We start from the raw sequence: 18,699 nt of genomic DNA, 5'->3' as shown, positions 1-18,699 counted from the left end.
TGGTAGCGTGCCGCCATGGCCTGGTTCGATCTTCCCCTCGATCAGCTGCGGCGCTACCAGCCTGAGCTGTCACCCCCGGCGGATCTGCGCGAGTTCTGGGACGAGACGCTGTCCGACGCCCGGTCGATGGCGGTGCCGCCGGTGGCGACCCCGGTGAAAACCGCGCTGCGCATGATCAACACGTACGACGTCAGCTTCACCGGCTTCGCCGGCCAGGAGATCAAGGGCTGGTTCAACGTGCCGTCGGCCGCCGCCGGCCCGCTGCCGGTCGTCGTCGAGTTCATCGGGTACGGCGGCGGCCGCGGCCGCCCGCACGAGTGGCTGCTGTGGGCCTCCGCCGGCTTCGCCCACCTGGTGATGGACACCCGGGGCCAGGGCGGGTCGTGGCGCGGCGGGGACACCCCGGACGCCGGGCCGGACGGGTCCGGGCCGACCACTCCGGGCTACCTGACCCGGGGTGTGCTGGACCCGGCCGGCTACTACTACCGCCGGCTGATCACCGACGCGGCCCGGGCGGTGGAGATCGCCCCCGAGTTGCCCGGTGTCGACCGGTCCCGGATCGCCGTGGTCGGCACCAGCCAGGGCGGCGGGTTGGCGTTGGCCGCCGCCGCGCTCGCCGGTGACCGGGTCGGTGCGGTGGTGTCCCGGGTGCCTTTTCTGTGTCACATCCGCCGCGCCGTCACGATCACCGACGCGGATCCGTACAACGAGCTGGTCCGGTTCTGCCGGATCCAGCCGGAGCGGGCGGCGGCGGCGTTCGCCACCGTCGACTACGTCGACGCCGCCCACCTGGTGCCGTGGGCGACCGCCCCGGCGCTGTTCAGCGCGGCGCTGATGGACCAGACGTGCCCGCCGTCGACGGTCTTCGCCGCCTACCACGCGTACGCCGGACCGAAGGAGATCGAGGTGTACGAGTGGGACGGGCACGAGGGTGGCCGGGCGCACTTCGACCAGCTGTCGATCGAGTTCGTCCGCAAGCAGCTCGGCTGGTAGCCGGCTGGGCGGCGGACCGGTGTCGGGTCAGCAGGGTGACTTGCTGGTACGCGAGTAGGGGGAGGTCGCGCCCACCTGCGTCATGTCGCCGCCGCAGGTCCAGACCCGATAGCCGACCTGGGTGGTGTGGTTCGGGTCGGAGTAGTAGTAGGTGGCGCAGTGGTAGTCCACGCCGCAGGCCGCGGCGTGGGCCGCCGATGCGGGGACTGCGACGAAGGCGCCGATGGCGAGCATGGCCGCGAAGAGTGTTCGACGGATCACGAGGGGCCTCCTGGTCGTTGCACGGGTACTGACGTGTGGTCCGGATCAGCCACCTGGGGAGGGGCCGCCCCCGGAGTCATTGCGATGACCCGCAGTCTTGCACTCGACTCTCTACGTAACAATAGATCTTGACCTAAATCCGCGTATCTGGATACGTGGTGTTCCGATCGCGGTGGTCGAGGCCCGCGTCTGCTTCAGGGCTGTTGATCGGTTGGGCGGTGGCTGACCTACCATCAGCTGGTGCGTGACATTGCGGTCTTCAGCGGCAGCGCCCACCCCGAGCTGGCTGCGGAGATCTGCACCCACCTCGATGTGCCGCTGCACCCGGTGCGGGTCTCCCGGTTCGCCAACGACTGCCTGGAGGTGCAGCTGCAGGCGAACTGCCGCGAGCGGGACGTGTTCCTGATCCAGCCGGTGGTGCCGCCGGTGCAGGAGCACCTGGTGGAGCTGCTGCTGATGCTCGACGCCGCCCGGGGCGCCTCGGCCGGGCGGATCACCGTGGTGCTGCCGCACTACGCGTACGCCCGGTCGGACAAGAAGGACGCCCCACGGATCTCGATCGGTGCCCGGCTCGTCGCGGACCTGCTGGTCTCCGCCGGTGCCGACCGGGTGCTCGCGATGACGCTGCACTCCCCGCAGGTACACGGCTTCTTCAGCGTCCCCGTCGACCATCTGCACGCGCTGCGCGAGCTCGCCGCGTACTTCCACGACCACGACCTGACCGACACCGTGGTCGTCTCACCGGATCTGGGCAACGCCAAGGAGGCCGCCGCCTTCGCCCGGATTCTCGGCCTGCCGGTCGCGGCCGGGGCCAAGCAGCGGTTCAGCGACGACCGGGTGCAGATCAGCGCGGTGATCGGCGACGTCGTCGACCGCGACGTGATCGTCCTCGACGACGAGATCGCCAAAGGCAGTACGGTGATCGAGCTGATCGACCACCTGCGGGAGTTGAAGGTCCGGTCGATCCGCATCGCCTGCACCCACGGGCTGTTCTCCAGCGGGGCGCTGAACCGGCTCAGCGAGCAGGACGGCGTACTGGAGATCGTCTGCACGAACACGGTGCCGATTCCGGCGGCCAAGCGGGTGCCGAAGCTGCAGGTGCTCTCCGTCGCGCCGGCCCTGGCCGAGGCGATGCGCCGGATTCACAACGGCGAGTCGGTCAGCGCCCTGTTCGGCTGACCGGATCGTCCATCCCGGCCCCGGACGCAGCGGCCTCGGACATCCCGGCCCCGGATGCCGTGGGGTCGGTCAACCTCAGGCTGATCCGTACCGTGGTGCCCTCCGGGCCGGTGGCGACCGCCATGGTGTCGGTCATCCGCTCGGTGAGCCACAGCCCCCAGCCACCCGCCGTGTTCGGCGCTGGGCGGTCCCGGTTGCGCAGCCGGTCGGACCCGATGCCCTGCCCGTTGTCGGCGACCTCGCAGTACATCGACTGTGTGTCACGCCACATCCGCAGCCAGCCCTGGCCGCCGCCGTGCCGGACCGCGTTGGTGATCAGCTCGTTGACGGCCAGCACGAAGTCGTCGAGCCGTTGGCCACTCATCCCAGCCGAACTGGCGCACGATGCGACGTGGTGTCGCAGGTCAGTGACCTGCGACCGGTCGAAGGTCTCGCTGAGCAGATCCATCGGGTCGATAGGCACGACCGTACGCGATGACGGGGGATCTGCGTCGGTCATGGCCCATCCGGCTGCTGATCGTCAGTGCTTTCGCGGCATTCTCACCCTACGTTGACCTGTGGGGAAATGCACATCGGTCCGGGCGTGTTCGGCCCGCCCGTGACCGCTCGCTCCGTGCCGGGGGTGGCCGGCGCTCGCCGGCCGTCCGGTCGTGTGCCATCGTCAGCGGGTGCGGCAGAACCCTGCCCCGGTGGGCACCCTGATCGTCCCGTTGTGGCGGGCCCTCGCGGTGTTCCGGTTCACCGCCCTCGGCTACGTGCTGGTGCTGTACGCCCGCAACGCAGCCGACTACGCCCATCCGCTCGTCGCCGTCCCGGTCCTGCTCGGCATGATCGCCTGGACGGTCGCCGCCACCTGGGCGTACGCCCGGCCCCGACTGCGTCGCTGGCCGCTGCTCGCCGCCGACCTGTTCGTCGCGTTGGTCCCGCTGCTGGTCAGCCCATGGATCATCGGGCGGCCCGCGTTGGCCGACGGGGTGCCGACCATCGCGGTCGCCTGGCTCGCCGGTCCGGTGCTGGCCTGGGCGGTCGCCGGCGGCCGGCGGCTCGGGGTGACCGCTGCCCTGGTGCTGACCGCCGCCGACCTTGCGGTACGGGACCGGCTCAACGAGTCGTCGGTCACTCCCGGTGTGCTGATGCTGCTGGCCGGCATCGCCGTCGGTCACGTGGCCCGGCTGATCGGTGCGGCGGAGGACCGGTTGCAGCGGGCGGTCGAGCTGGAGGCGGCGACCCGGGAGCTGGCCGCCGCGACCCGGGAGCGGGAGCGGCTGGCCCGCGACATCCACGACTCGGTGCTGCAGGTGCTGGCAATGGTCGCCCGGCGCGGGGCCGACCTCGACGGCGAGGCCGGTGAGCTGGCCCGGCTCGCCGGGGAGCAGGAGGCCGCGTTGCGGGCGCTGGTCACCAGCCGGGTCACCGTACCGCCGGACAAGCCTGCCCCGCCGGCGGCGTTCGACGCCGGGCCGGTCGACCTGCGTTCCGTGGTCAACGGGTACGCGTCGTCGCGGGTCTCGGTCGCCACCCCGGCCGACCCGGTGCTGCTGCCCGGTCGGCTCGCCGCCGAGCTGGGCGCGGCGCTCGGTGCCGCGGTGGACAACGCGGTGCGCCACGGCGGTCCGCAGGCGCGGGTGTGGGTGCTGGTCGAAGAGGAGCCGGACGCGGTTACCGTGTCGATCCGGGACGACGGGTGCGGCATCCGACCCGGTCGGCTGGCGGAGGCCGCCGCGCAGGGTCGGCTCGGGGTGAGCCAGTCGATCGAGGGGCGCGTCGCCGAGATCGGCGGCACGGTACGGATCGTCTCGGAGCCCGGCGCGGGCACCGAGATCGAGCTGCGGGTGCCGAGCCCGGAGACGACGGCGGAGGAGTACGGGTGACGGCAGGTGCGGCGGCGGACGCGGTGGAGCCGATCCGGGTGATGGTGGTCGACGACCATCCGATGTGGCGGGAAGGGGTGGCCCGGGACCTGGCCGAGGCCGGCCACGAGGTGGTCGCCACCACCGGGGAGGGACGCCAGGCCGTGCGGATCTGCGCGGCGGCCCGACCCCAGGTGGTGGTGCTGGACCTGCAACTGCCCGACATCTCCGGGGTGGAGGTGATCCGGGGCATGCTGGCCGAGCAGCCCGGCGTACGGGTGCTGATGCTGTCGGCCAGCGGAGAACAGCAGAGCGTGCTCGACGCGGTCAAGGCCGGCGCGACCGGCTACCTGCTGAAGTCGGCCGGCCCGGGGGAGTTCCTCGACGCGGTCCGCCGGACCGCGACCGGGGAGGCCGTGTTCACGCCGGGACTGGCCGGACTGGTGCTCGGCGAGTACCGCCGGCTGGCCGCCACCGCGCGACCCGCCGGGGACGAGCCCCGGCTCACCGACCGGGAGACCGAGGTGCTGCGGCTGGTCGCCAAGGGGCTGTCGTACAAGCAGATCGCCGGCCGGCTGGGGCTGTCCCACCGGACGGTGCAGAACCACGTGCAGAACACCCTGGGCAAGCTGCAGCTGCACAACCGGGTGGAGCTCACCCGGTACGCGATCGAACAGGGCCTGGACAACTGACTGACCGGCCGACCGACCGGCCGTCGACCGGCTGACTGGCTGACCGTCGACGGGGTCTGTCAGCGGTCGATCGGGTGGTCCTCGGGGGCCTCGGCCTCGTGCACCGCCAGCTCCTCGGCACTGGCCCCGCCGCCGGCGGCTCCCGCGTCGGCCGCCACCGAATCCGGTTCGTCGTCGGTGTGCACCCCCTCGTCGGCTTCGACCAGCCGCCCTACCAGGCCGTTGTCCGCACCACCGAGCCGACCGTGATCGTAGAGCGAGACCGGTGAGTCCGGATCCGAGTACGGGCCGGGGTCGAGCACGTCGGCGTCGCGTTGCGCCTGGGCCGCGGCCTGTTCGCTGTTGGCCTCGTCGCCCAGCGTCTGGTCGACCGGCCCGCTGAGTTGATCGTCCACCGGCCTGCCCAGCGCCTCCCGGGCGAGTTTGTAGTCCAACGACTCCCCGTCGAGCTGCTCCTGGGCGGTGTTGCCGAAGTGGTCCACCGCCACCGGCACGTCGCCCGGGATGCTCTCCGGGTCCGGGCCGTCGGCCTCGCGGCCGCTGGCCACGTCGTCGTACGCGGTCGAGTCGTCGTCCGCGGTCTGCGGGATTCCTTCGGACTCCGGGTCAGAAACCGGCCGGGGGAAGTCGTCTGTACGCATGCCGTCCCATTACCCGGGTCGGTGGCGGTCACACACCTGGCCGGGGCGGGTCGGGGTGGCGGCGCACCGGCGGCGGCGCGTCGTCACCGTCCGCGCCGGTCGGCACGGCCGGGTCGCCGACCGGCGCCGGTCGGCGTCGCCGTGGTCCGACCGGCCGGCACCTGGTACGGGTGCGAGGCGGTGGTCGCCGATGATCCGCTCACCACGTCGGCGGCGAACTCCTCGTCCGCCGGGCGTCCCGGGTGGTACCCGAGGTCGGCCCCGGGCCGTTGGCCGGCCGGTGCCACCGCTGGCCGTACCCGTACCGGCCCGGCGGTCGCCGGGTGCGTCGCCGGCTGGCCCATCGCGGCTCCGGTCGCCGGCTGGTCCACGGCCGGCCCCGTCGTGACGTCTGTTCCGCCGGACCTGGTCCGTCTGCCGATCAGGTAGCCGACCGCCACCCCGGCGAGCAGCAGGGCGAGCCGGGCCCGGCCGGTCGAACTGTCATGCCGTCCCACTGTCAGTCTCCGTCCTGTGGATGGTCCGCCGGATCGATGGCCGCCCAGACGAGTTTGCCGCCCCGCAGCGGAGTGCAGCCCCACCGCCACGCAACCGAGTCGACCAGCAGCATGCCCCGGCCGCGCAGTGCGGTCGGCGCCACCGGGACCGGTCCGGCCGGGGTGGGCAGACCGATCCGCACCGACATCGGCGTACGGAGTGCACCACCACGTTGTTCACCAGTTCGGTGAGCGCCACGGCGGCCGGATCGACCAGTCGCGGCAGCCCCCACCGGCGGCAGGCGTCGGGCAGTACGGTCAGCCCCGCCGCGGACCAGGCGCGGCCGGTGCCAGGCGGCGCGGCGCAGCAGACGAAGCCGCCGGCCGGCCAGTCGGCGACCGTCCGGGCGACCTCGCCGAACCGCAGCAACGCGCCGGGGGCGGCGGCGCGTACCCGGGAGATGTCCACCGCAACCGGGGCCGCCCGGTCGGCCAGGCAGTCCAGCAGCGCCGCCCGGACGTCGTGGACCGCGTGCCGATCCAGCACCCCGACCAGCCGGATCACCGGGTCGGTCGGGTCACACTCCAGCACGCATCGCAGATCGGTAGGCACGTTCTTCCTCCCGGCGCCCCGTACCGGTCCGGCGCTGCGGACATCAGGCCCGGTCGTCCGCAGCCCCGACGTACCCGTTGGGCGGAAGCGGCTGCTCTGCGTCCCGGTCGCTGCCATGCGTACGGGTACCCCGATTTGGGCGTGTCATACCGCCGGTGTGGGTCGCCGTACCTCACCCGTGGCTCTCACCCGAGGGTGGTGCTCGCCGGAACCGGAGGAATCCTCGTACCGCAGGGGTTAGAAAGAACCGCTAGCACCCGTGACGAGCAACGGAGGTGAAGATGCGCGTCGGTCTGGTGTCTGCCCACGATGGAGCTGTGATGGGCCACCCCGTACACCGTGACCTCGCACAGTGTGACCCCGGACGTCTCGACACCGCCGGGCAGCCGGTCACCGGCACCCGGCAGCACATCGCCCGGCTCGCCACCGAACTGGCTGCTCTCGGTCACGAGGTCCGGGTCTATCAGCGGCGGACCGGGCCGGACGAGCCGGACGGCGAGTCGTCGGACGGCTACCAGCTGATCCGGGTGCCGGTCGGTCCGCCGACCCGGCTCGGCACCGCCGAACTACTGGCCCACCTGCCGGAGCTTGGTCGCTGGCTGGCGGGTCAGTGGGACGACGGACCGTGGACGCCGGACGTGGTGCACGGGCACTTCTGGCCGGGTGGTCTCGCGGCTGCCAGCGCGGTCGGCCACAGTCGGGTCCCGCTGGTGCAGACCTTCCACAGCATCGGTAGTCAGCAGCAGCGGCAGTTGGGTACGGACTACCGGGGTCCGCGGCAACGGATCGCGCTCGAGCAGGCGCTGTGCCGGGTGGTCGACGCGGCCGTCGCGCAGTGCACCGAGGAGGTGGACGAACTGGCCCGGATGGGACGTGACCGCGCGTCGGTCGCGATGATCCCACCTGGGGTGGACACCACGCGGTTCGCGCCGGACCCCGCGTCGCCGGTACGGCGGCGTCGCCGGCTACTCGCCGTCGGCGACCTCACCCCCGGCTCCGGGCATGACGAGCTGATCGGCGCGCTCCGGCTGGTCGGCGACGTCGACGTGCTCATCGCCGGCGGGCCCGACCGGGCGGAGCTGGCCGGGCATCCGGACGCACGGCGGCTGCGGGAAGTGGCCACCCGGTACGGGGTGGCCGACCAGATCGAGCTGCTCGGCGCGGTACCGGCCGGGGAGATGCCGCAGCTGTACCGGTCGGTCGACGTGGTCGCCTGCACCAGCCGGTACGTGCCGGTCGGCACGGTGGCGTTGGAGGCGATGGCGTGCGGCGTGCCGGTGGTGGGGTACGCCCACGGCGGGGTCGCCGACTGCGTGGTGGACGCGGTGACCGGTCGGCTGGTGCCGCCCGGCGACGTCCGGGCGCTCGGCGTCGCGCTGCGGCGGCTGCTCGCCGATGAGGCCGAGCGGTTCGCGTACGGGCACGCGGCGGTCGACCGGGTCCGGTGCCGGTACGGCTGGGACCGGACCGCCGCCGCCGTCGAACGGCTCTACCAGCGGGTGCTCGGGTCGCGCCACGGCCCGGTGCCGGCGGGGTCGAGCGGCGTCGTCTCCGGGCAGCTGCCCGATGGTGATTCGGTCGAGCCGGTCGACGTGGAGATCGACCTGGCGGCGATCGAGGACACCGCGCCGGCGGAGGCGACCGCCCCGACGGAGGCGACCGCCGGGCCGGTCCGGGCCGGCTGACCTGTGCTGTCGGTCCGGCCTGCCTGACCCGGGCCGCCGGACCAGGCCGGCTGCGGGGTCTCGGGTGCGTGCTGGGTCGTCGCGTACCGGGTCAGACCGAGCACGGCGGCCAGCGTGATCAGGAATCCGACCGCGGCCAGCCATTCGCGGCCGGGCCAGATCTTGTCGTTGAGCAGCAGCAGGCCGACGATGGCGGCCGGGACCGCGCCCGCCGCGTCCATCGCCGCGATGGCGGCGGTGACCGAACCCCGCTGCATCGCCAGGCCGATCAGCCACTGACCGATGGCTGAGTGCACGATCAGCAGGTAGAGCAGTGGTTCGGTGACCAGGTCCCGGTAGCTGGCGGTGCCGGCGAGCGGCCGGGAGGCGACCGCGGCGGCGGAGAAGGCGAACCCGGCGAGCAGTCCGAGCAGGACGGCTGCGGCCGGGCCGTCGAGCCGGGCGGCCCCGGCACCGAGGGCGGCGATCAGCAGGCCGGCGAGGGCGACGACGGCCACCGCGCGGGGGCCGAGCGGGTCCGCCGGCGCGGGTCGGGCGGCGACGACCAATGCGGTGACTCCGACCAGCAGCAGCACCAGCAGGACCACCTCGGCGGTCGGCAGCCGCCAGCCCATGGTCAGCACCCCGAGCAGTGCGGTCACCCCGAGCGCGGCGGCCACGCTGGCCTGGACCAGGAACAGCGGCAGGTCCCGCCGGGCGAGGAAGGCCAGCACGAAGGCGAGGCACTGGCAGCCGAGGCCGATCAGGTACACCGGCTGCCGGGCGAGTCGCAGCAGCAGACCGGGGTCGAAGCAGCGACGGACCGTGGTGCGGGCGGCGGCCACCGCCTGGAAGAGGTGTGCGACGCCGTACGTGGCGATCATCGCCGCGAGAAAACACCAACCGGTCGACGTCACCCGGCGAGGATAGACGGTCGCTCGATTCGCTCCACCTGAGACCGGCTGCGGTCAGCTGAGCCGGTGCAGCAGGTCGGAGTGCAGCCTGCCGTTACTGGCCACGGCGCTGCCACCGGCCGGACCCGCCCGGCCGGTCAGATCGGTGAAGGTGCCACCCGCCTCGGTGACGATGGGAATCAACGCGGCCAGGTCCCACAGCGACAGCTCCGGTTCGACCATCGCGTCCACCGCGCCCTCGGCTACCAGCATGTAGCCGTAGAAGTCCCCGTATGCCCGGCTGCGCCACACCGACCGCATGATGTCCAGCATGGCCGGTAGTCGCCCGGACTCCTCCCAACTGGTCAGCGAGGAGTAGCAGAAGCTGGCGTCGGCGAGGCGGCGGACCCCGGAGACCTGGATCGCGGTGGCGGCGGCCGTGTGCCGTCCCGCGTACGCTCCGTGACCGATCGCCGCCCACCAGCGTCGGCCAAGCGCCGGCGCCGAGACCAGGCCGACCACCGGCTGGTCCCCTTCCATCAGGGCGATCAGCGTGGCCCAGACCGGTACGCCCCGGATGAAGTTCTTGGTGCCGTCGATCGGGTCGATCACCCACTGCCGGTTGCCGGGTCCCGCCGCCGCGACCGACGCGCCGAACTCCTCGCCCAGCACCCCGTCGCGGGGTCTGGTCCGGGCCAGGGTGGCGCGCAGCGCCTTCTCCACGGCGGTGTCCGCGTCGGAGACCGGCGTGAGATCCGGCTTCGCTTCGACCCGCAGGTCGAGCGCCCGGAACCGGGCCATCGACATCGAGTCCGCGGTGTCGGCGAGCAGATGGGCGAGGGAGAGATCGTCGGCGTACCGGGCCATGGCGGGAAAGGTATCTGATTACTCACCGCAATGGTCGGATGTCCCACCGCGCAAGGTTCGGCCAGCTCACTCCCGGGTCGCGGTACGGCCGGTCTCGGTATCCCCGGACCGCGAGTCCAGCAGCCGCCGGTACGACGCCAGCCGGCGCGGATCGGCGTTGCCGGCCGCCACCCAGCCGGCCAGCCGGCACTGGACGGCGTCACCGGTGTGCTCACAGTTCGGCGGGCAGTCGAGGCTTCCCTCGACCAGGTCGGCGAAGCCGTGCAGCAGGCTCTCGGCCGACACGTGGGCCAGCCCGAAACTGCGTACGCCGGGCGTGTCGACGATCCATCCGGGGTCGCCGGCCGGGACGACCCGCGCGTCGACCCGACCGCCCACCCCGGCACCGTCGGCCGACGTGTCGGCACCGTCGGGCGACGCGCCGGAGTACGGCAGCCGCAGGGCTACCGCGCTGGACGAGGTGTGCCGTCCCCGGCCGATCGCGCTGACCGTGCCGACCGCTCGCAACGCCTCCGGCACGAGCCGGTTGACCAGCGTGCTCTTGCCCACCCCGGAATGCCCGACCAGCACCGACAGCCGACCGGCCAGGCGTTGCCGCAGGTCGGCCAGGTCACTGCCGGGTCGGCACAGCACGTACTCCAGGTCGAGGTCCCGGTAGTAGTCGACGACCGGCGCCGGGTCGGCCAGGTCGGCCTTGGTCAGGCAGAGCAGCGGGTCGATCCCGGCGTCGTACGCGGCGACCAGACAACGGTCGATGAACCCGGTCCGGGGCGGTGGGTCGGCCAACGCGCTGACGATCACCAGTTGGTCGGCGTTGGCGACGACCACCCGTTCCAGCCGACCTTCCGGCGTGGTCTCGTCGTCGTCGGCGGTACGGCGAAGCACCGAGGCCCGTTCGTCGATCCGGACGATCCGGGCGAGACTGCCGGCGTCACCCGAGACGTCGCCCACCAACGCGACCCGGTCGCCCACCACCACCGCGCGTCGGCCGAGCTCCCGGGCCCGCATCGCGGTCACCACCGGAGGCAGGTCGGCGACCGGCTGTGGGGCCTGCGGGCCGGTGAGTACGCAGCCGTAACGGCCCCGGTCGACCGTGACCACGAAACCGTCGACCGCGTCGTCGTGCGCCGGGCGGGTGCGGGTACGCGGCCGGGACGACCGGCGCGGTCGTACCCGCACGTCGTCCTCGTCGTACTCCCTGCGCCTGCCGGCCAGGATCTGCTCCTCTCCCGTCGCGGTCAGTTTCCCGCCGCCGCCGCCGACCATAGTGCCGGAAATTCCGGCAGCGTCTTGGCCGTGCACGCGACGTCGGTCAACTCGACGCCCGGCACCGCCAGGCCGAGCACGGCGGCGGCGTGCGCCATCCGGTGGTCGTCGTAGGTGCGGAACACCGCGCCGTGCAGCGGTTTGGGGGCGATCTCCAGCCCGTCGGGCAGCTCGGTCACCGCGGCGCCGAGCCCGGTCAACTCGGCGGCGAGCGCCGCCAGCCGGTCGGTCTCGTGTCCACGGATGTGGGCCACGCCGGTCAGCCGCGACGGCGCGTCGGCGAGCGCGGCGAGCGCGGCGAACACCGGGGTGAACTCGCTGACCTGGCGCAGGTCGACGGTGACGCCGTGCACCGTGCCGGTGCCCCGTACGGTCAGCCCGGCGGCGTCGACCGTGGCCGAGCCGCCGAACTGCTCGATCAGTTCGATCAGTTGGCCTACCGCCTGGACGCTCTCCGTCGGCCAGTCGGCCAGGGTCACCGTGCCGCCGGTGACCAGCGCGGCGGCGAAGAAGGGCAGCGCGCCGGACAGGTCGGGCTCGATCGGCCAGTCCCGCCCGCGCAGTTCGCCCGGCTCGACCCGCCAGGTCTGTGGCACCGAGTCGTCGACCACGGCGCCGGCGGCGCGCAGCATCTCGACGGTCATCCGGATGTGCGGGGCGGACGGCAGTACGCCTCCGGTGTGCCGGACCAGCACCCCGCCGGTGAACCGGGACGCGGCCAGCAGCAGCCCGGAGACGAACTGGCTGGACTTCGAGGCGTCCACCTCGACCTCACCGCCGGCGACCTGTCCGGTGCCGTGCACGGTGATCGGCAGCCCGCCGGTCGGCGCGGCGTCGATGCGCAACCCGAGGTGGCGCAGACCGTCGAGCAGCGGGCCGAGCGGGCGGGCCCGGGCCTGCGGGTCGCCGTCGAAGGTGACCGGACCGTCGGCCAGCCCGGCAACCGCCGGCAGGAACCGCATGATGGTGCCGGCGAGGCCGACGTCGACGTGTGTCGGGCCGTGCAGTGCGGCCGGGACGACCGGCCAGCGCTGTGCGGAGCCGGTGTCGATCCCGGTCCCCATCGCGGCCAGGCCGGCGGCCATCAGCGTGGTGTCCCGGGCCCGGAGCGGGCGGACGACGCCGCCGGGGGTGGTGCCGAGTGCACTCAGCACCAGGGCGCGGGCGGTCATCGACTTCGAGCCGGGCAGTCGGAGGGTGGACCTGACCGGCCCGGCGGCGCGGGGTGCGGTCCATGGCTGGTGCGGCGGGACACTGCTGAGTTCAGGCATCCGTACAGTGTGCCAACCACGCCGGGCCGACCAACTAGCCTGGGCACCATGTGCGGGCGGTACGCGACCACGCGCAGCGCGGCGGACCTCTCCGCGTTGTTCGAGGCGCTGGACGACACGGGCGGTGCGCTGGCGGCCGACTACAACGCGGCACCCACCGATCCGGTGCCCATCGTGCGGCTGTCCCGGGGTGACCGGGCCGGCCAGCCGCAGCCGGCCGCCGAGCCGGCGGCCGCCCGCCGGGTGGTGAGCGTGGCCCGGTGGGGCCTGGTGCCGCCGTGGGCGGCCGACCCCCGGATCGGCACCCGCATGATCAACGCGCGGTCGGAGACGGTCGCGTCCAGTAGGGCGTTCGCGCCGTCGTTCGCCCGTCGTCGCTGTCTGGTGCCGGCCGACGGCTGGTACGAGTGGGTACGCCCGCCCGGGGCCCGGCGCGGTGGCGGGCAGCCGTACTTCATGACCCCGGTCGACGGCCGGGTACTGGCGTTCGCCGGTCTCTGGTCGGTATGGGGCCGGCCGGAGCCAATGATCACGAGCAGTGTGATTACCACCGCTGCGGTCGGTCCGTTCGCCGAGGTTCATGATCGAATGCCGCTGTTGCTGCCGGAGGACCGCTGGGCCGAATGGCTCGACCCGGAAGTGGACGGCACCGCCCTGCTGGCTGCGCCGGATGACAATTACTTGGACCACATCGAGATTCGGCCGGTGGGCACGGCGGTCGGCAACGTCCGCAACAACGGCGCTGAACTGGTGCAACGGGTCGCTCCGGGGAGCGGGTCGGGGCCGGTCGGTCCGGCGGCGCAGCCGGAGCTCTTCTGACCCTGCGGATGGTACCGCTCCCACGCCCGGCGGCGACGCGGGGGTCCTACTTTCGGTGATCGGCCGACCACGCGGGCGGAGGTTTGCCAGTGTTGGGACCGAATCGCCGGGACGTATTTTCCCCAGAATCGATGCAGGCCCTTGTCTGTGCCCGTCGAAGTGCGATAGAAACCAGCGCCGACAGTGGATTCCGATTCGCCGCAAACCAACGACGTTGATCAATGTCTAAGATCCCACGGGGGAGGTGGGTAATGACACGGGCGCGAATGCCCCGTCCACATGAGGTCGCCGCCGCGCGGCGCGACCCCAGGCTGCTCACAGCGATGGCGGAGCGCCGCCTCGACGAGGCCTGGCGGACTCGTGGGGTCTGCCAGAGCGTCGACCCGGAGACGTTCTTTCCCGCGCCGAGTGAACCGGCCGACGCGGCAGTCGCGCTCTGCCGTACCTGTCCGGTCCAGGGGCCGTGCCTGGCCTGGGCGCTCGACGCCGGGGACAGCCACGGTGTCTGGGGAGCGACGACCCCACGGGAACGCCGGGCCATGCAGGTGGCCTGGCGGGGCTCCGGCGGTCCGGATCCCGGTCCGGTAGACGAAGCCGGCCCGCCGGTCCGCGACCGGTTGCTCACCCTGGTGCCGCTGAGCTGATCGGGGCGGTGCCAGGCGGGTACGCGCGGCGGCCACGGCACAATGGTCCGGTGCAGCGAAGCGACCCGGGCCCGCCAGAGCCTGCCGACCCGGGCGAACCCGTGGGCCCGGGGGCCGACCGGCGGTCGGTGCCGACGCCGCGCGGGACCGCCCGGGTCGATTTGACCGTCCCGCCGGTGCCCGCGGCCGGTCTGCTGGTGCTCGGACACGGTGCCGGCGGTGACGTGACCGCCGCCGACCTGTCGGCACTGCGCTCGGCGGCGTCCCGGGCAGCGGTGGCGGTGGCCCTGGTCACCCAGCCGTACCGGGTCGCCGGTCGGCGGGCTCCCGCGCCGGCCCACCACCTGGACGAGGCCTGGCGTGCCGTGGTCACCGAGGTGGTCGCCGGGTTCACCCCCACGCCACCGCTGATCGTCGGCGGACGGTCCAGCGGCGCGCGGGTGGCCTGCCGTACGGCTGCGGCGCTGCACGCCGACGCGGTCGTCGCCCTCGCCTTCCCGCTGCACCCGCCCGGGCGGCCGGAGCGGACCCGGGCGGACGAGCTCGACACCGGCCGGCCGACCCTGGTGGTGAACGGCGATCGCGACCCGTTCGGGGTGCCGGCTCCGGCGGCCGGCCGCGACGTGGTGGTCCGCCCGGGTGAACGGCACGATCTGCGGGGCGACCCGGCCGGCACGGCCGACGTGGTGGTCGACTGGCTGGTCCGGCACGGCTGGGCGGGTCGGTGACCCCGCGCGCCCCGGGCCGTGTCCGGTGCCCGGTGCCCGTCGTTGCATCGGATGTCCGTGACGCCGAGCCGGCGTCCGGAGCGCCGCGGTGGCGACACCGCCGCGGGAACTCCCAGGCCCTTCCCGGTTCCGGAGCCCGTCACCGGGTTCCGGGGCCGGGACGGGTTGGAATGCGCTACCACCCGGCCCGCGTTACTACCCCGGGAGCTCAGTCTCGACGAAGGGGTGGAACCGGTGCGCATCCACATACGCGGCGCGACGCAGCCCGCGGGCCAGCACGACGGTGGCCGTCGACTGCGGGACGCCGTTGAATGGTCACCCGAGTTGCGGACCCTGGAAGGGCTTGCCGCGCCGGGGCCGTCCCGACCCCACGGACCGGTCCGGCCGGCGTCAGCCGTCCGGCGGGTGGGTGAGCCCGCCCCGCGCCGGACAGGTCAGCCTGCCACACGACCGGTGAGTACGGGCACACCTGGTCGAACCGCGACGGCCGGTCAGCCGTTGCGCGTATCCTCGGCGGGACAGTCGAGGGGGGACGAGCGGTTGACCCGATCAGAGCGGACAGACGAGCGGCGCGCGCGGTTCGAGCGTGACGCGTTACCCTTCGTCGATCAGTTGTACGCGGCCGGGCTGCGGATGACCCGTAACCCGGCCGACGCCGAGGACCTGGTGCAGGAGACGTACCTGAAGGCGTTCTCCGCCTTCCACCAGTTCGAGGAGGGCACCAACCTCAAGGCCTGGCTCTACCGCATCCTGACGAACACCTACATCAACTCCTACCGTCGGCGGCAGCGCCAGCCGGTGCAGGCGCCGACCGAGGAGATCACCGACTGGCAGCTCGCCGCCGCCGAGTCGCACACCTCCAGCGGACTGAAGTCCGCCGAGACCGAGGCGTTGGAGCGGCTGCCGGACAGCGACATCAAGCAGGCCCTGCAGCAACTGCCGGAGGATTTCCGGCTCGCCGTCTACCTTGCCGACGTCGAGGGCTTCTCCTACAAGGAGATCGCCGACATCATGGGGACTCCGATCGGGACGGTCATGTCCCGGTTGCACCGCGGGCGGCGGAATCTGCGCGGGATGCTGGAGCGCTACGCCACCGATCGCGGCCTCAACCGGGTCCGCTCGACCAAGCCCGCCGCGGCCGGCCAGGAGGTGTGACGATCGTGCAAGGCGGTGACTCGTTCGACCAGGACTGCCGTCAGGTGCTCGCCGAGGTCTACCTCTACCTGGACCTGGAGTGTGCCGAGGAGCGGCGGGAACTCATCCGGCACCACCTCGACGAGTGCTCCCCGTGCCTGCGGGAGTACGGCATCGAGCAGGAGGTCAAGGCGCTCGTCGCGCGTTGCTGTGGCAACGAGACGGCACCGGCCGAGCTGCGGGATCGGCTGCGCGCCAAGCTCAGCGAGTTCGTGTTCGACGCGGACTCGCGGGAGTATCTGCCGGACTGACCCTGCTGCGGGCCGCCGGTCGGGTGGCCCGACCGGCGACCCACCGGCATCAGGAGTTGGGGCGCTTGCCGTGGTTGGCGGCGCTCTTCTTACGTGCCTTCTTCTTACGGGCCTTCTTGGCCATCTGTCCTCCCGTCGGACGGTGTCTCCCGTAGACCGGGAGCTGACCCGTTGATGCTAGGCCGGTCCGGCGAGCGGCATGCGCGACGGGCACGCCATTGGATACCTTTCGCATGTCGCAACCGGCACACGCGGGACGGGCCGGTGGTTACGGGACGGGCCGGCCGGTGGGCCGGCGCGAGGGACGGGCCGGCCGGTGAGCCGGGCGTACGGAGGAGGGCCGGCTGATGGCCGAAGAGATCCGGGCCGAGATGGTGGCGAACGTCTGGAAGGTGGTGGCCGCCGCCGGCGACACCGTCTCCGACGGCGACACCCTGGTGATCCTGGAGTCGATGAAGATGGAGATTCCGGTGGTCGCGGAGTCCGACGGGGTGGTGCAGAAGCTCGCCGTCGACGAGGGCGACGTGGTCCAGGAAGGCGACCTGATCGCGGTCATCGAATAGGTTCCTTGCGGTCCGGTCGACGGGGGATCAGGCTCGGGCCGGACGGGGGATCAGGCCCGGCCCAGCAGCCGACGGATCAGGCCGGGCCGGCGTTGGCGCGGGAGCCGCGCCGACCGGCCGGCGATCCGGCGTGCCGTGCCGGCGGTGCCCGGGTCCAGCTCCGGGGTGGCCAGGGCCAGGTGGGCCAACGACCACAGGATCGGCACGGTACGGTGCCCGGCGACCTCCACCGCGTCGGCGAGCCGCTCCGCCACCACCCGGGCCACGTCCGGGCGTACCGCCGGATCCACCCAGGCGGCGGTGACCAGGGCGAACAGTGCCGCCTCGGCGGCCCAGTCCTCGACCCCCCAGGCCACGTCGACAAGCACCCGGCGCCGGGTCGAGTCGGGCCAGGGTTCGTCGGTGCGGTGGTGCAGCATGCCCAGGCAGGCCCACACCTGCACGCACCGCAGCCAGCCGGCCGGGTCGGTGCCGGCCGGATCCGCTGGCGGCGGTGGGTGTACCAGCAGGCCGAGCAGGTCATCGGCGTCGAGGGTGGCCAGGATCACCGCGCTGTCGTACGCGGCCGGCGGGTGGTGCCAGACAGGTTGGGCGATCTGCCGGATCCGCTCGCACGCCTGCGGCGACGGGTGGTCCAGCGCCGGGTCGGCCTGCCAGCCGGCGTAGCGCCAGAGCTGCCGTACCGAGGTGCGGCGTGGCTGACGGGGATCCGGCGTAGGGGTCCGTTCCACGGTGACCGGTAGTCCGGGCAAAGCCGTGCCGAGCAGCCGCATCGCGCTGGGCGGCTCCGGCTGGCGCAGCGACAGCCGGGTCGGCACCAGCCCACGGGTGAGCGCCCGTTCGAGAGTGGCGACCACCGGTCCGCCGGCCGCCGGCAGCCGGGCCAGCCAGGGCCGGTCGTGACAGCACTCGGCCAGGTCGTGGTGTTCGTGCGAGTCGTCCGGGTGGTCCCGCTGGAAGTCCGCCAGGGCGATCAGGTGGCGCAGGTCGCCGTCCCGGCGGTAGCGCAGCCGGTACGCGGTGTGCACCGCGCAGTCGAAGGTGGGGTTGCGGGTCAGCGCCCGCTCGATCCAGTCGATCGCCTCGTCGAGGCGCCCCGCGTCGGCGAGGGTGCCGGCGATGTCGGCGTAGATGGACAGGTCGTCCGGGTCGTGGGCGCTCGCCCGGCGGAGGGCGGCGATCGCCGGGCCGGTGCGCCCGGCGCTGCGGTACGCGTACCCGAGCCACACCTCGGCCAGCTTGGACGGCTCGGCGCGGACCCCCTGGGTCGCCCAGTCCAGCGCGGTGGTGATCTCCCCGAGCCGGCGGGCCAGCGCCGAACTGGCGCCGAGCAGCAGGCCGTGGTCGGGGTGTGCGGCGGTGGCGTGTCCGGCGAGCCGCAGGTACGGCAGCAGGGGCGGCCGGTCGGCGGCGGGGACCGGGTCGGGCACGCTGGCGCAGATCTGCATCAGCACGATGGCGATCTGGTCCGGGTCGAGCCGGGCCGGCAGGTCCTCGGCACCCACCCAGGGCACCCCGGCCCAGTCCACGGTCGGCGCGTGCCCGGTCGCGGCGGCCAGCAGTTCGAGCCCTTCGCCGGCCCGGCCGGCGGCGGCCAGCAGATGCGCCCGGGCCACCACGGCGCCGATGAAGACCTGCTCGTCCAGTGGGAACAGGTCGAGACCTCCGCCGGTGCGCGCGGCCAACCGGGTGAGCATCTCGTGCACCTCGGGCATGGTCGGCGCGTGTGTGATCGCACCGGCGACGTGGTCGGCGGCGTGCCGGTAGTCACCCTCGTCGAGTGCCATCCGGGCCAGTGCCAGCTCGCCCTCGGCCGCCAGCCGCGGGTCGTGCA

Annotated in this window: 21 protein-coding genes and 1 pseudogene; 11 read left to right on the top strand and 11 right to left on the bottom strand. The window is 73.1% G+C overall.

Annotated features, from left to right (window positions below; all coding sequences use genetic code 11):
• The first annotated feature begins 15 nt into the window (after positions 1 to 15).
• On the top strand, positions 16 to 993 hold the full coding sequence (locus tag EDC02_RS27410) for an alpha/beta fold hydrolase (RefSeq protein WP_123605249.1): 978 nt from the start codon (positions 16 to 18) through the stop codon (positions 991 to 993).
• 27 nt (positions 994 to 1,020) lie between these two features.
• Here the strand turns inward: EDC02_RS27410 and EDC02_RS27405 are convergent, their stop codons facing one another.
• The gene (locus EDC02_RS27405) at positions 1,021 to 1,254 is read right to left on the bottom strand and encodes a DUF6289 family protein (protein ID WP_123605248.1); all 234 of its coding nucleotides are present in this window, start codon (positions 1,252 to 1,254) and stop codon (positions 1,021 to 1,023) included.
• 240 nt (positions 1,255 to 1,494) lie between these two features.
• Here EDC02_RS27405 and EDC02_RS27400 point away from each other — a divergent pair, with 240 nt between their 5' ends.
• A complete protein-coding gene (locus tag EDC02_RS27400; RefSeq protein WP_123605247.1) occupies positions 1,495 to 2,433 on the top strand; it encodes a ribose-phosphate pyrophosphokinase in 939 nt (312 codons plus the stop codon).
• Here EDC02_RS27400 and EDC02_RS27395 read toward each other — a convergent pair.
• Positions 2,414 to 2,896 carry an ATP-binding protein gene (locus tag EDC02_RS27395; protein ID WP_370461575.1) on the bottom strand — a complete coding sequence of 161 codons (483 nt, stop codon included), beginning with the start codon at positions 2,894 to 2,896 and terminating at the stop codon, positions 2,414 to 2,416. The two genes, EDC02_RS27400 and EDC02_RS27395, sit on opposite strands and share 20 nt — an antisense overlap.
• 205 nt (positions 2,897 to 3,101) lie before the next feature.
• On the opposite strand from EDC02_RS27395, the gene macS reads away from it, so the two are divergent.
• Positions 3,102 to 4,304, top strand: coding sequence for a MacS family sensor histidine kinase (gene macS, locus EDC02_RS27390; protein WP_233606467.1), 1,203 nt, complete (start codon positions 3,102 to 3,104; stop codon positions 4,302 to 4,304).
• Between the two features lie 41 nt (positions 4,305 to 4,345).
• A complete protein-coding gene (locus EDC02_RS27385; protein WP_123607144.1) occupies positions 4,346 to 4,975 on the top strand; it encodes a response regulator transcription factor in 630 nt (209 codons plus the stop codon).
• Positions 4,976 to 5,034: 59 nt separating this feature from the next.
• Here EDC02_RS27385 and EDC02_RS27380 read toward each other — a convergent pair whose 3' ends face one another.
• The 3 genes from EDC02_RS27380 to EDC02_RS27370 all read right to left on the bottom strand — a co-directional run bounded on the left by EDC02_RS27380 (position 5,035) and on the right by EDC02_RS27370 (position 6,705).
• Positions 5,035 to 5,616 (bottom strand): DUF5709 domain-containing protein, encoded by a 582-nt coding sequence (locus EDC02_RS27380; RefSeq protein WP_123605245.1) that lies wholly within the window; start codon positions 5,614 to 5,616, stop codon positions 5,035 to 5,037.
• Between the two features lie 83 nt (positions 5,617 to 5,699).
• Entirely contained in the window at positions 5,700 to 6,113 is a 414-nt protein-coding gene (locus EDC02_RS27375; RefSeq protein WP_123605244.1) for a hypothetical protein, read from the bottom strand.
• On the bottom strand, positions 6,100 to 6,705 hold the full coding sequence (locus EDC02_RS27370; protein WP_233606466.1) for a hypothetical protein: 606 nt from the start codon (positions 6,703 to 6,705) through the stop codon (positions 6,100 to 6,102). The genes EDC02_RS27375 and EDC02_RS27370 overlap by 14 nt, the downstream gene beginning before the upstream one ends.
• 281 nt (positions 6,706 to 6,986) lie before the next feature.
• On the opposite strand from EDC02_RS27370, the gene EDC02_RS27365 reads away from it, so the two are divergent.
• Complete coding sequence (locus EDC02_RS27365) at positions 6,987 to 8,390, top strand: glycosyltransferase (RefSeq protein ID WP_123607143.1); 1,404 nt, start codon at positions 6,987 to 6,989, stop codon at positions 8,388 to 8,390.
• Here the strand turns inward: EDC02_RS27365 and EDC02_RS27360 are convergent.
• From EDC02_RS27360 to aroA, 4 genes and pseudogenes are all read right to left on the bottom strand, one after another.
• Positions 8,348 to 9,253, bottom strand: a pseudogene (locus EDC02_RS27360) (hypothetical protein); the annotation flags it as partial. The gene EDC02_RS27365 and the pseudogene EDC02_RS27360 sit on opposite strands and share 43 nt — an antisense overlap.
• Positions 9,254 to 9,337: 84 nt before the next feature.
• Positions 9,338 to 10,129 carry a histidinol-phosphatase gene (hisN, locus tag EDC02_RS27355; protein ID WP_123605243.1) on the bottom strand — a complete coding sequence of 264 codons (792 nt, stop codon included), beginning with the start codon at positions 10,127 to 10,129 and terminating at the stop codon, positions 9,338 to 9,340.
• Positions 10,130 to 10,195: 66 nt separating this feature from the next.
• Positions 10,196 to 11,395, bottom strand: coding sequence for a ribosome small subunit-dependent GTPase A (locus EDC02_RS27350; protein ID WP_123605242.1), 1,200 nt, complete (start codon positions 11,393 to 11,395; stop codon positions 10,196 to 10,198).
• Complete coding sequence (gene aroA / locus EDC02_RS27345; protein ID WP_123605241.1) at positions 11,368 to 12,666, bottom strand: 3-phosphoshikimate 1-carboxyvinyltransferase; 1,299 nt, start codon at positions 12,664 to 12,666, stop codon at positions 11,368 to 11,370. The genes EDC02_RS27350 and aroA overlap by 28 nt, the downstream gene beginning before the upstream one ends.
• Before the next feature lie 48 nt (positions 12,667 to 12,714).
• Here aroA and EDC02_RS27340 point away from each other — a divergent pair, with 48 nt between their 5' ends.
• The 5 genes from EDC02_RS27340 to rsrA all read left to right on the top strand — a co-directional run bounded on the left by EDC02_RS27340 (position 12,715) and on the right by rsrA (position 16,302).
• Positions 12,715 to 13,485 (top strand): SOS response-associated peptidase, encoded by a 771-nt coding sequence (locus EDC02_RS27340; protein WP_123605240.1) that lies wholly within the window; start codon positions 12,715 to 12,717, stop codon positions 13,483 to 13,485.
• Between the two features lie 251 nt (positions 13,486 to 13,736).
• Positions 13,737 to 14,129, top strand: a complete 393-nt coding sequence (locus EDC02_RS27335) for a WhiB family transcriptional regulator (RefSeq protein ID WP_123605239.1) — start codon at positions 13,737 to 13,739, stop codon at positions 14,127 to 14,129.
• 101 nt (positions 14,130 to 14,230) lie between these two features.
• A complete protein-coding gene (locus tag EDC02_RS27330) occupies positions 14,231 to 14,857 on the top strand; it encodes an alpha/beta family hydrolase (RefSeq protein WP_123605238.1) in 627 nt (208 codons plus the stop codon).
• A gap of 405 nt (positions 14,858 to 15,262) precedes the next feature.
• Entirely contained in the window at positions 15,263 to 16,012 is a 750-nt protein-coding gene (locus EDC02_RS27325; protein WP_370461612.1) for a sigma-70 family RNA polymerase sigma factor, read from the top strand.
• A 5-nt stretch (positions 16,013 to 16,017) separates the two neighbouring features.
• Positions 16,018 to 16,302, top strand: coding sequence for a mycothiol system anti-sigma-R factor (rsrA, locus tag EDC02_RS27320; protein WP_123607142.1), 285 nt, complete (start codon positions 16,018 to 16,020; stop codon positions 16,300 to 16,302).
• A gap of 49 nt (positions 16,303 to 16,351) precedes the next feature.
• Here the strand turns inward: rsrA and EDC02_RS42925 are convergent, their stop codons facing one another.
• Positions 16,352 to 16,426 carry a 50S ribosomal protein bL37 gene (locus EDC02_RS42925; protein ID WP_370461611.1) on the bottom strand — a complete coding sequence of 25 codons (75 nt, stop codon included), beginning with the start codon at positions 16,424 to 16,426 and terminating at the stop codon, positions 16,352 to 16,354.
• A 223-nt stretch (positions 16,427 to 16,649) separates the two neighbouring features.
• On the opposite strand from EDC02_RS42925, the gene EDC02_RS27315 reads away from it, so the two are divergent.
• Positions 16,650 to 16,865 carry a biotin/lipoyl-binding carrier protein gene (locus EDC02_RS27315; RefSeq protein ID WP_123605236.1) on the top strand — a complete coding sequence of 72 codons (216 nt, stop codon included), beginning with the start codon at positions 16,650 to 16,652 and terminating at the stop codon, positions 16,863 to 16,865.
• Positions 16,866 to 16,915: 50 nt separating this feature from the next.
• Here EDC02_RS27315 and EDC02_RS27310 read toward each other — a convergent pair whose 3' ends face one another.
• Positions 16,916 to 18,652 carry a tetratricopeptide repeat protein gene (locus EDC02_RS27310; protein ID WP_233606680.1) on the bottom strand — a complete coding sequence of 579 codons (1,737 nt, stop codon included), beginning with the start codon at positions 18,650 to 18,652 and terminating at the stop codon, positions 16,916 to 16,918.
• Positions 18,653 to 18,699 lie beyond the last annotated feature (47 nt).

The sequence above is a fragment of the Micromonospora sp. Llam0 genome (assembly GCF_003751085.1).
Classification (GTDB): domain Bacteria; phylum Actinomycetota; class Actinomycetes; order Mycobacteriales; family Micromonosporaceae; genus Micromonospora_E.
The sequence above is the reverse complement of the archived record's forward strand: the minus strand, read 5'-3'. Positions and strand labels throughout refer to the sequence as shown.